This is a genomic window from Gordonia sp. LMA167, from assembly GCF_058130025.1.
The window spans coordinates 5674403-5686422 of sequence record NZ_CM176708.1; the positions used below are offsets into that span (position 1 = coordinate 5674403).

Consider the following 12020-nt stretch of genomic DNA (forward strand, 5'->3'; position numbering starts at 1 on the left):
CTTGCCCTGCCGTGGCAAGCGGATGCTCCTAGGCTGTGATGATGACGCCCGGAAACGAGTGCGCCGATCTGGGCAACCGGGCCGCCGCCATCCGCAAGGTCGGGGTCGAGGAAGAGTTCCACCTGGTCGATCTGCGTACCTCGAAGCTGACGACGCGGGCACCCGAACTGCTCGAGATCCTCCCCGCCGACAGCCCCTACGTCGAGGAGCTGCAGCGCTGCGTCATCGAGGCCAACAGCGGGGTATACCAGCAACTGTCCGAGCTGCGCGAAAACCTGCGGTCGAACAGGTCCGCGCTCGTCGACGCCGCGCGCACACTCGGCATGGGTGTCGTGGCCGCCGGGTCGGTGCCGCTGGCGGTACCCACCGAGATGCGGGTGACCGAGACACCCCGGTATCGGCGAATGCTCGCCGACTATCAGTTGCTCGCCCGCGAGCAACTGATCTGCGGAACGCAGGTTCATGTCGATGTCCGCAGCCGCGACGAGGCGGTGGCGATCGCAACCAGGATCGCTCGGTACATCCCTCCGCTGCTCGCCCTGTCGGCGAGTTCACCGTTCTGGGCCGACGGCTCGGACACCGGATACGCCAGCGTCCGGACTCTCGTCTGGCAGCGCTGGCCCACCACCGGCCCGTTCCCCGACGTCCACACCGCCGCCGACTACGACGCCGAGATCGGCCGACTGATCGGGAGCGGCGTGATCACCGACCCCGGCATGGTGTACTTCGACGTCCGCCCCTCCGCCCGGGTCGGCACGCTCGAGCTCCGGGTCTGCGACAGTTGCCCGTCGGTGGACACGATCACCGTCATCGCCGGACTGTTCCGGGCGATCGTGTCCCATGAGGCCGAGCGTCTCGGAAAGCCCGCCGAGCGGATGTCACCGGCGCTGTATCGGGCGGCGATCTGGCAGGCCGCCCGGTCCGGCCTGGAGGGCGACCTGATCGACGTCGACGACGCCACACCGCGCCCGGCGGCCGACGTCATCACCGACCTCGCCGAATCATTACGACCCGAGCTCGAGGAGAGCGGCGACTGGGAGACCATCCGAGATCTCATCGGCGAGGCCCTCGCGATCGGCAGTTCGTCGGCGCGACAGCGGCGCACGCTCCGGCGCCGCGGTCGGCTCACCGCCGTCGTCGACGGGTTGATCAGCGAGACGGCCGGAACCCTGGCCGAAGTGGTGCTGCCCGACGATCCGGGCGGCCGACTGCTGCACGGCTATGGTCTGGTCGAGCGATCCGATGACGTGCCGACGGTGGACTCGCCGGAACTGCAGTGCTACGACGAGGCGGTGGCCCCCGACACCTTCGCTCGGCCCGGCTACGACGAAATCCTCGCCGCGGCTGGAAAACTCGGCGCGATCGAACTGCGCAAACGGCAATACCAGATCGAACGCGAACAGAGCATCGACGGCGTGACCTTCCGGGTCACCGGCCAGGATCGCGCACAATTGTTCCCGCTCGACGTGGTCCCCCGCTACATCGGCGCGCAGGACTGGCAGAACATCGGTGCCGGACTCCGCCAACGGGCGCTCGCCCTGAACTCGTTCATCCTCGATGTGTACGGGGACCAGAACATCATCGGCGACGGCGTCATCCCGTCCGAAGCCCTCGACCTTGCTCCGGGGTACCGGCAGACCGGACGGATACCCTCCTGGCAGCGGGTCCGCACGCACATCTGCGGCACCGACCTCGTCTCCCCCAGCCCTGGGCGTTTCCTCGTCCTCGAGGACAACCTCCGTCTGCCGTCCGGAATCGCGTACGCCATGTCCAACCGTGCGTTGATGACCCAGTTCCTGCCCGAGATCCCCATGCCGCCCGGGACGATGTCGATCGCCGGCGTACCCCGCATGGTCGGTGACACGATCGCCGTCGCGGCGCCGCCCGACCCCCACGCCGACGGCGTCGACATCATGCTCAGCACCGGCTGGAAGGACTCGGCGTGGTTCGAGCACCAACTGCTCGCCAAGGGCGCGGGCCTGCTGCTCACCACACCGGAGAACATCTCGGTCGCCGACGATGGCCCCGACGCCGGCCGACTGTTCGTGCACCACGGTTCGGTGCGCTCGCCGGTCAACACCGCGTTCGTGCGGATCGACGAGGAGATGCTGCTGTCGTCGAAGGGCTTCGACGAGCAACCGCTGCGTGCCGGGATCCTCGACGCGCTGGCCCGGGGCACCTTCGCCATCGTCAACGCGATGGGGAACGGAGTCGGCGACGACAAGGCGATCTATTACTACGTGCCCGCGATGATCCGGTACTACCTCGGTCAGGAACCGATGATCGATCAGGTGCCCACGTGGTTGTGCGCTGAACGGCAACAGCGCGACCACGTGCTCGCCAACCTCGAGCACCTGGTGGTCAAACCCATTGACGGGCTGGGTGGTTCCGGCATCACCATCGGCCCCGAGTGCACCGAGGAGGAGCTCAGCCAACGGCGGGTGGATCTGTTGACGCAGCCGGAGCGCTACATCGCGCAGGAGGTGGTGGCGCTGTCCACCCATCCCACCTTCGACGGCAACGGCTTCTATGCTCATCATGTCGACCTGCGGGCCTTTGTGCACCTGCGTGATTCGGGAGGTGAGGTCAGTGCGCACATCGCGCCGGCCGCACTGACCAGGGTGGCCCCGGCCGGCAGCCTGATCGTCAACTCGTCGCGCGGCGGCGGGGGCAAGGACACCTGGATCCAGGGCGTCGGAGTTGGCTTGGGAGAGGACTGAGACATGTGCGGTGTATGTGGTGAGATCCGATTCGACGCGACATCTCCGGACATCGGCGCGGTCGACGCGATGACCTGCGAGATGACCCGCCGGGGCCCGGACGGATCCGGTGTCTTCGCAAAGGGTTCGGTTGCGCTGGGACATCGGCGGCTCAAGATCATCGATCTGTCCGAGCGTGGAGCCCAGCCGATGGTGGACCCGGAACTCGCGCTCGCGCTCGTGTTCAACGGCTGCATCTACAACCACCGGGAGCTACGGCGCGAACTCGAGGCCAAGGGCTACCGATTCTTCTCCCACGCCGACAGCGAGGTCATCCTCAAGGCGTTTCACGCCTGGGGTCCGGCGTGTGTCGACCACCTCATCGGGATGTTCGCCTTCGCCGTCGTCGACACCGACTCCGGAGTCGTGACCCTGGCCCGGGACCGGCTCGGCATCAAACCGCTCTACATCGCCGAGACACCGGGCCGGCTCCGATTCGCGTCGTCGGTGCAAGCGCTGCTCCGCGCAGGCGACGTCGACACCTCGATCGATCGCGTCGCACTGCACCATTACTTCAGCTTCCACTCGGTCGTACCCGCGCCGCACACCATCTACAACGGCATCCGCAAGCTGCCCCCGGCCACCGTCCGGACCATCACACCAGATGGGCGCAGCACCGAACGGCGTTACTGGACACCGTTGTTCGAACCCCACCCGGACCGGGCCGATTGGGATGAGCAGCGCTGGCAGCACGAGGTGTTGGATTCACTGCGCACCGCGGTCCGCCGCCGCATGGTCGCCGACGTCCCGGTCGGTGTGCTGCTGTCGGGCGGCGTCGACTCGTCGCTGGTGGTGGCCCTGCTGGCCGAGCAGGGCCAGACCGACCTCGCGACGTTCAGTATCGGATTCGACTCCGCAGGTGGCGAATCCGGCGACGAGTACGCCTACTCCGATCTGATCGCCGACACCTTCGCCACCGACCACCACAAGATCCACATCGGTACCGACCGGTTGCTGCCCGCGGTTCCCGACACCATCGCGGCGATGGGTGAGCCGATGGTGAGCCATGACTGCGTGGCCTTCTATCTGTTGTCGCAGGAGGTGAGCAAGTCCATCAAGGTGGTGCAGTCGGGCCAGGGCGCCGACGAGATCCTCGGCGGCTACTCCTGGTATCCGCCCTTGCAGGACATCGACCGTTCCGAGACCACCAAGGCCTACGCGAGCGTCTTCTTCGACCGTGGCCACCACGCCATCGGCGAACTACTCAGCGAGCCATATCATGTCGACGGCGACTACGATCCGAGCTGGGAGTTCGCGCTGGCCCACCAGTCCGCGCCGGGCGCCCGCACCGCCGTGGACGCCGCCCTGCGGCTCGACACCACGATCATGCTGGTCGACGACCCGGTCAAACGCGTCGACACCATGACCATGGCGTGGGGTCTGGAGGCCCGCGTCCCGTTCCTCGATCACGAGTTCGTCGAGCTCGCCGCGACGTGCCCACCCGATCTCAAACTCGCCCACGGTGGCAAGGGAGTTCTCAAGCAGGCCAGCCGATCCCTCCTGCCTGCCGCCGTCATCGATCGCACCAAAGGGTACTTCCCGGTGCCCGGAATTCGCCATCTCGAGGGCGGGGTGCTGGACCTGGTGTCGGACGCGCTGCGTTCCACCACCGCCGTCAACCGTGGCCTCTATCGCCCCGAGGCGCTGGATCGTCTGTTCGCGGACCCGAACGGCATCCGCACCACCCTCGACGCCAACGAACTCTGGCAGCTCGCCATGCTGGAGATGTGGCTGCAGACCATGGAGGCCATCACCACACCATGAGCGCCGGCAATCCGACTCCATCCGCCTCCGAGACCGCCGCACCGACCCATCTGCTCCGCTTCGACGACCGCGGATGGCACACCTATGGCGCATCGGTGTCGCCGGATGGCTCCGCATTCGCCTACATCATCGACGACGGAACGGGTTACCCGCGGGCGGCCCAACGATCCTTGTCGGTCGACGGTGTGGGCGAACTGCGCTGGGTCCGGCTGCGCGCCACCGGCCCGGTACGCAAGGTCGTTCATTCCACCGACGGGAAGTGGCTGGCCGTGGAGATCGCCCCGAGCGGAGGCGAGCACCACCAGGTCTGGGTCGTGACCACCGACCCCGACGACGACACGGCCTACCGGATCGGCGCCGCGCGACCCGATGGCCGCCCGTTCGGCACGGTGTCGCTCGTGGGCTGGGACACCGACTGGGTCCTGATCACGGCGACCGAACCCGACGGCACGGCCCACGCGCTGCGGATTCATCCGGGTACGTCGACGTCGGTGACCCTCGATGTCCGCGTGGGCGGGGCGCTGGTCGACTCGTGGAAGGGGGCGACGTTGGTCCGCGTCGGCCCACGGGGTTACCGCGACATGCTGCTGATCCGCCGACGCGTCGACACCGGTTCCGACGAGGTCACCATGACCCCGCTCCTGCCGAACGACCCCGGGTCGGTCACCGACGACGGCTACATCCTCGACCAGGGATTCGACCATCCGTCGCTCGTGTTCGTCGGTCCGCCACAGGACGCGCAGCGCGACCTCGACAGTGTGCAGGCCTTGGTGATCAGCGATTTCGATGCCAAGTACCCACGCCTGCTCGGTGTCGAGCTGGGTCGCGGCGGTGTGCGATTCCGGGTGCTGGCACAGCGGCCCGGCGCCGGAGTCGACGCATTCGCGGTGAGCAACAACCAGTCCACGGTCGCGATGTTGTGGAACATCGACGGACGCAGCGAGTTACAGATCCTCACCCTTCCCGACCAGACCCTGCACGACCCCATCGAACTGCCCGGCGAGGTGGCCCACGACCTCTCCATCAGCGCCGCGGGAAAGCTCGTGGCGGTCACCGTGTCCAGCCCGCAGCATTCACCGCTGGTCCACCTCGTCAACACCGCGACCCGGGAGGTCGTCGCCGTCCGCGACGACGTGGTCGCCGGAGCAGGACCGTCGAGCGGGCTCCGTCCGGAATTGCTGGAGTTCTCGGCGCGTGACGGGATGCCGTTGTCGGGGTTGCTGTTCCGGGCAGACCGTGCCGATGCGGCCGGCCCCACCCTCATCTACTTCCACGGCGGACCGGAGGCACAGACCCGGCCGGACTACAACTTCTTGTTCGGGCCGCTCGTGGACGCAGGCGTCACGGTGTTCGCGCCCAACGTGCGTGGATCGTCGGGTTATGGACGGCTGTTCTCCCACGCCGACGACCGTTACGGGCGCTACGCCGGGATCGACGATGCCGCCGACTGCGCAGACCATCTCATCGCGACAGGGATCGCGGACCCGGACGCCGTGTACTGCTCGGGACGCTCGTATGGGGGCTATCTCACGTTGGCGTGCCTCACGTTCCACCCGGATATGTTCGCAGCGGGTATCGCGATCTGCGGTATGAGCGATCTGGAGTCGTTCTTTCGCAACACCGAGCCGTGGATCGCGGTCGCGGCCCACACCAAGTACGGTCACCCGGAATCCGATCGCGAGCTGCTGGCGGACCTGTCTCCGATCCACCGGATCGACGATGTGCGTGCGCCCCTTCTGGTGATCCACGGCGCCCACGACACCAACGTACCGGTCAGCGAATCCCAACAGATCGTCGACGAATTGCGTGCCCGTGGCGCGAGGGCGGAGCTCCTCCTGTTCAACGACGAGGGGCATGAGATCGTCAAGCGCCACAACCAGCAACGGTTGGCCGAGGCCGTCGCAGGGTGGATATTCGAGCATCCGGCACGAGGCCGGGTGCCTCGATGAGCTCACGCATGACCGACCGTCTCATCGCGCAGCTCGTCGAGACGCGCTCGGACAACGCACGCGCCAACGTGCTCGAGGAATTGCGGCGCCTGATCCTGTCCGGTGGGGCGCCACCCGGTGTCCAGATACCGCCCGGTGAGGTCGCCGATGCCTTCGCGGTCAGCCCGATCCCCGTCCGCGAGGCCCTCAAGACCCTGGTCGGCGAGGGACTCGTGGTCCACCAGCGCAACGCCGGTTACCGGGTCAGCCAGCTCTCGAGCGAGGAGCTGCGCGAAATCTATTTCGTGCGAGGAACTCTGGAGCAAGCCGCGTTGGCGCGGGCCGTCGACCGGATCGACGATGCCGGTATCGACGCTGCGCGGGGACGGCACGACGAACTGGTGACAGCAGTGAAGTTCAACGATCGCAAGGCATTTCACGATATCTCCCGGCAGTTCCACCGCGAGCTCACGACTCCCTGTGCAATGCCCCGTCTGCTCAACATGTTCGAGGCGACCTGGAACCTGACCGAACCGTTCCAGGTGATGCGGGCGGTCGGCACCGCAACTCAGGAGGCACTCAACGCCGATCACGCCACCCTGCTCGATGCTTTCGTCGCTCGCGACACCGGAGCGGTGCTGGACGTGGCGAAAATCCATCACCAACGCCTCGAAAGCGCGATCGTCGAGACCGCCGCCGATCTCGAGGTCCGGCACGACGACTGACAATCGCGTGCTGACCAGCACGAATCCCGGCAAAATATATCTACTCGTTAATTCCCGGGTAACAAACGGTTTCTAGCTTTATCCCATCAGCGCCTATCAGAGGATGTCCGCTGACCGCCTGACCGGGAGAGCCATATGTCTGCATCAACCGACGTCGCGACCGCGCACGAGAGCGCGGCCGGCGAAAGCGTCATCAAACTCGGGTATCACCAAAACCTGACGAACTCCGACCTCGCGCCACTCAAGGAACAGAAGTGGACCTGGTACAACATCTTCGCGTTCTGGATGTCGGACGTGCACAGCGTCGGCGGGTACGTCTTCGCCGGCAGCCTGTTCGCGCTCGGCATCGCCGCCTGGCAGGTGCTCGTCGCCCTCGTGGTCGGCATCATCGCCGTCAACCTGTTGTGCAACCTGGTGGCCAAGCCGTCCCAGTTGGCCGGGGTGCCCTATCCCGTCACCACCCGAGTCGCCTTCGGCGTCAAGGGCGCCAACATCCCGGCCATCATCCGCGGATGCATCGCCGTCGTCTGGTACGGCATCCAGACCTACTTGGCGTCGGTCGCTTTCGGCTTGCTGGCGCTGAAGTTCTGGCCGGGCCTCGAGCCGTGGGGCGACGTCGATCAGCACGGTTTCCTCGGCCTGAGCATCCTCGGCTGGGCCGGGTTCATCCTGATGTGGGTGCTGCAGGCGTTCGTGTTCTGGAACGGCATGGACACCATCCGCAAGTTCATCGATTTCTGTGGTCCGGCGGTGTACGTCGTGATGGTCGCCCTGGCGGCATATCTGATCGTCAAGGCGGGCTGGAGCAACGTCAGCCTCGATCTGTCGACCGGCCCCGGACTGTCCGGATGGTCGTCGGTCACCCAGATGATCAGCGCCTTCGCCCTGGTGGTCTCCTACTTCTCCGGACCGATGCTGAACTTTGGTGACTTCTCCCGCTACGGGAAGTCCTTCGCCGAGGTGAAGAAGGGCAATTTCTGGGGTCTGCCGGTCAACTTCCTGTTCTTCTCGCTGCTGGTCGTGTGCACCGTGTCCGCAGGCGCGACGGTGATCGGAAAGGACGAGGACGGCAACATCATCACCGACCCGGTGCACATCGTCGACCAGATCGACAACACCACCGCCGCGGTCCTCGGTGTTCTCACGTTCGCGATCGCCACCATCGGCATCAACATCGTCGCGAACTTCGTGTCCCCCGCCTTCGACTTCTCAAATGTGGCGCCCACCAAGATCACCTGGCGAACCGGCGGGATGATCGCGGCGGTCGGCTCGGTGCTGATCACCCCGTGGAACCTGTTCAACAACCCCACCGCGATCCACTACACAATGGACACACTCGGTGCGGTGATCGGTCCGCTGTTCGGCATCCTGATCGTCGACTTCTACCTGATCAAAAAGCAGAAGATCGAGGTCGACGACCTGTTCAGCATGGACGCGGGCAAGTCGTATGCCTACCGCAACGGCTGGAACCCGGTCGCGGTGATCGCGGTGATCATCGCCTCGATCCTGCCGATCAGCTTCGTCATCTGGGGCACCGCCTACCAGGCGAGCTTCACCTGGTTCATGGGAGCCGCGGCCGGCGGGATCGTCTACTGGGTCGGCATGAAGATCGCGCCGACGAGCTTCGTCTACGACAGCGGTGAGGTCCCGGCCGTCCTGCCGACCGCCAAGGACGGCAAGCTCGAACCGTCCGCGCTGTAAGCACGACTCACAGGAGTACGACATACCGATGCGCATCTGCGTCATCAATCCGAACACCGCGGCGGCGATGACCGAGGTCATCGCCGCCGCGGCGCGCTCGGTCGCACGTCCGGACACCGAGATCGTCGCCGTCACCTCCGCAATGGGTCCCGCGTCGATCGAGAGCCACTACGACGAAGCCCTTGCGGTTCCCGGGCTTCTCGGCGCGATCGTCGACAATCCCGACTGCGACGGCTACCTGATCGCCTGCTTCGGGGACCCTGGTCTGGATGCTGCTCGCGAGGTCGCCTCCGCCCCCGTCATGGGAATCGCCGAGGCGGCCATGCATCTCGCCGTCCCCCTCGGACGCAGCTTCTCGATCGTGACCACCCTGCACCGGACAATCGGCCGCGCAGCTGATCTCGTTGATCACTATGGATTCACCCGGCAGTGCCGGGGGATCCACGCCTGCGACATCCCGGTGCTCGAACTCGAGACCAATCCCGCGACCGCGTTGATCCTGGAGAAGTCCTGCCGCGAGGCGCTGCAGACGGACGGCTCCGATGCGATCGTGCTCGGATGCGCCGGCATGGCCGATCTCGCGCATCGCATCAGCGACGCCATCGGGGCGCCCGTCATCGACGGCGTCGCCGCCGGTGTGGGCATGCTCGGCGCGATGGCCGCCATCGGACTGCAGACCGGGACCGCGTCCGGGGAGTTCGCCACCCCGCCACCCAAGCCGTACTCCGGACCGCTGGCGGACTTCGGCCGTCCGTGACCGGTGCGTCGGCAGGATCACCCCTCCGCCACCTGGCTGAAACCCTTCGGAAACATGCCGGAAACCATTGCAGCAGATAGTCTTACCTGCACATGAAAGGCCCGTCCGCCCCCGTGCGGTGACGATCCGGATGGCCTGAGTCCGGGACAGGGTGCACGCTGCGGCACACGCCGCCGACCCTGAGGATGCGTCATGCCCGATCAGATTTGCGACCTGCTCATCACCAACGCCTACATCTATGTCGATGCCGGCTGGGAAGTGCCATCCGGATGGATCGCCCTCAACGACGGTCGCGTCCAGGGTGTCGGTTCGGTCGGTGATCGGACTCCGGACGCCGCGACGCACATCGATGCAGGCGGCAGACTCGTCACGCCCGGGCTGGTCAACGTCCACCATCACATGTATCAGAATCTGACCCGCTCCCATGGGCCCGTGGTCAACGCCGGTCTGTTCGACTGGTTGACCACCCTCTACCCGATGTGGGCGAACGTGGACACCGAATCGATCTACCTCTCCACCTGGGTTGCCATGGCCGAACTGCTGCTCGGCGGGTGCACTCTGTCGTCGGACCACATGTACGTTCACCCGCGAGATGAGTTGATAGACGCCCAGATCCTGGCTTCCGGCGATCTGGGATTCCGCTTCTACGCCAACCGGGGCTCGATGACCCGGTCGATCGAGGACGGCGGGCTACCGCCGGTGGAAGTGGTTCAGGACGCCGACGACATCCTCGCCGACTGCGAACGTCTGATCGACCGTTACCACGACCCCGAGCCCGGCGCGATGACACGCGTGGCGCTCGCCCCGTGCTCACCGTTCTCGGTGACGGCGCAATTCATGACCGACACCGCCGTGCTCGCCGAGAAACACGACGTACGACTGCACACCCACCTGGCCGAGGATCAGGACGAACTCGCCTACTGCCGCTCGATGTACGGCATGAGTCCCGTCGAGTACTTCGAGAGCGTCGGATGGATGCAATCACGTTCGTGGGTGGCTCATTTCATCTATCCGACCGACGAGGAGCAGGCGCGCATGGCCACGGCAGGTGTGGGCGTGGCGCATTGTCCGAGCTCCAACATGCTGATCGGCGGTGGATCTGCGGACGTGCAACGCCTGCGGGCGCTCGGTGGCCCGGTCGGTCTGGGATGTGACGGTTCGGCGTCCACCGACCACGGATCGATGTGGCTGGAGGCCCGGGCGGCCTTGACACTGGCAAGATTCCGTGGCGGACCGACCGCGATGACCGCTAGAGATGCCCTGCACATCGCGACCCGGGGAGGCGCCGCATGCCTGGGATGGGACGACGAAACGGGACACCTGCGTCCCGGGGCGTGCGCCGACCTGGTGGTGTGGACCGCATCTCCACTGTCCTTGGCCGGAGCCGTCACCGATCCGGTCGAAGCGTGGCTGCGATGTGGTCCGATGACGGCCGACACGACGATCGTCGGCGGCCGGGTCCTCGTGCGCGATGGACAGATTCAGAATCCCGCGGTGGGCGACGTCCTCGCCGCGCACGACCGACACGCGCGCCGCATCCAGGGTGTCGCAGTCTGATTCGAGTCGGGCGAGGAACGAGCGATGCTCCCCCATCCGCCCCCTGAGGAGCCTCGCGAGGAACGAGCGATGCGTCACGCACCGCTCCCTGAGGAGCCTCGCGAGAAACGAGCGATGCGTCACGCACCGCTCCCTGAGGAGCCTCGCGAGGAACGAGCGATGCGTCACCCACCGCTCCCTGAGGAGCCTCGCGAGAACGAGCGATGCGTCACCCACCGCTCCCTGAGGAGCCTCGCGAGGAACGAGCGATGCGTCACGAAGGGCCGCCCTTCGTGACAGTCCTCCGCTAGCGCTCCGAACTTCCTCAGGGACCGGAAACAAAGCGCACTTCGCCACCAACGCAAACCAACCCCACCCACCGCTCCCTGAGGAGCCTCGCGAGAAACGAGCGATGCTCCCCACCGCTCCCTGAGGAGCCTCGCGAGGAACGAGCGATGCGTCACCCACCGCTCCCTGAGGAGCCTCGCGAGGAACGAGCGATGCGTCACGAAGGGCCGCCCTTCGTGACAGTCCTCCGCTAGCGCTCCGAACTTCCTCAGGGACCGGAAACAAAGCGCACTTCGCCACCAACGCAAACCAACCCCACCCACCGCTCCCTGAGGAGTCTCGCGAGGAACGAGCGATGCGTCACGAAGGGCCGCCCTTCGTGACAGTCCTCCGCTAGCGCTCCGGACTTCCTCAGGGACCGGCTGGTGACAATCCTCCGCTAGCGCCAATGCCGCGCAGTTAAGGATGTGACTTCTGATGCAGAAGTGACACGCGGTATCGGCGTGTCGGAATTATAAACAACGGAACTCACGGTATCGATTGGATCGTCCGCCAAGTCCAT

General features: G+C 66.0%; 7 protein-coding genes. All 7 read left to right on the plus strand.

What is annotated here, in order from left to right; all coding sequences use genetic code 11:
* Positions 1 to 41: 41 nt before the first annotated feature.
* The 7 genes from ACVT6V_RS25430 to ACVT6V_RS25460 all read left to right on the plus strand — a co-directional run bounded on the left by ACVT6V_RS25430 (position 42) and on the right by ACVT6V_RS25460 (position 11191).
* Positions 42 to 2720, plus strand: coding sequence for a glutamate--cysteine ligase (locus tag ACVT6V_RS25430; protein ID WP_489896851.1), 2679 nt, complete (start codon positions 42 to 44; stop codon positions 2718 to 2720).
* A 3-nt stretch (positions 2721 to 2723) separates the two neighbouring features.
* Positions 2724 to 4523 (plus strand): N-acetylglutaminylglutamine amidotransferase, encoded by a 1800-nt coding sequence (locus ACVT6V_RS25435; protein ID WP_489896852.1) that lies wholly within the window; start codon positions 2724 to 2726, stop codon positions 4521 to 4523.
* The gene (locus tag ACVT6V_RS25440) at positions 4520 to 6472 is read left to right on the plus strand and encodes a S9 family peptidase (RefSeq protein WP_489901007.1); all 1953 of its coding nucleotides are present in this window, start codon (positions 4520 to 4522) and stop codon (positions 6470 to 6472) included. Before ACVT6V_RS25435 ends, ACVT6V_RS25440 begins: the two co-directional genes overlap by 4 nt.
* An 8-nt stretch (positions 6473 to 6480) precedes the next feature.
* The gene (locus ACVT6V_RS25445; RefSeq protein WP_489896853.1) at positions 6481 to 7176 is read left to right on the plus strand and encodes a GntR family transcriptional regulator; all 696 of its coding nucleotides are present in this window, start codon (positions 6481 to 6483) and stop codon (positions 7174 to 7176) included.
* Positions 7177 to 7311: 135 nt separating this feature from the next.
* Positions 7312 to 8877, plus strand: coding sequence for an NCS1 family nucleobase:cation symporter-1 (locus tag ACVT6V_RS25450; protein ID WP_489896854.1), 1566 nt, complete (start codon positions 7312 to 7314; stop codon positions 8875 to 8877).
* A 28-nt stretch (positions 8878 to 8905) separates the two neighbouring features.
* Complete coding sequence (locus ACVT6V_RS25455; RefSeq protein WP_489896855.1) at positions 8906 to 9634, plus strand: aspartate/glutamate racemase family protein; 729 nt, start codon at positions 8906 to 8908, stop codon at positions 9632 to 9634.
* Between the two features lie 192 nt (positions 9635 to 9826).
* Positions 9827 to 11191: an 8-oxoguanine deaminase gene (locus ACVT6V_RS25460; protein WP_489896856.1), complete on the plus strand. Its 1365-nt coding sequence runs from the start codon at positions 9827 to 9829 to the stop codon at positions 11189 to 11191.
* Positions 11192 to 12020: the final 829 nt, after the last annotated feature.

Excerpts from the sequence above, each read along its gene's own strand:
- ACVT6V_RS25445 (WP_489896853.1), top strand. The coding sequence starts at position 6,481 with ATGACCGACCGTCTCATCGCGCAGCTCGTCGAGACGCGCTCGGACAAC.
- ACVT6V_RS25460 (WP_489896856.1), top strand. The coding sequence starts at position 9,827 with ATGCCCGATCAGATTTGCGACCTGCTCATCACCAACGCCTACATCTAT.
- ACVT6V_RS25440 (WP_489901007.1), top strand. The coding sequence starts at position 4,520 with ATGAGCGCCGGCAATCCGACTCCATCCGCCTCCGAGACCGCCGCACCG.
- ACVT6V_RS25450 (WP_489896854.1), top strand. The coding sequence starts at position 7,312 with ATGTCTGCATCAACCGACGTCGCGACCGCGCACGAGAGCGCGGCCGGC.
- ACVT6V_RS25455 (WP_489896855.1), top strand. The coding sequence starts at position 8,906 with ATGCGCATCTGCGTCATCAATCCGAACACCGCGGCGGCGATGACCGAG.
- ACVT6V_RS25430 (WP_489896851.1), top strand. The coding sequence starts at position 42 with ATGACGCCCGGAAACGAGTGCGCCGATCTGGGCAACCGGGCCGCCGCC.
- ACVT6V_RS25435 (WP_489896852.1), top strand. The coding sequence starts at position 2,724 with ATGTGCGGTGTATGTGGTGAGATCCGATTCGACGCGACATCTCCGGAC.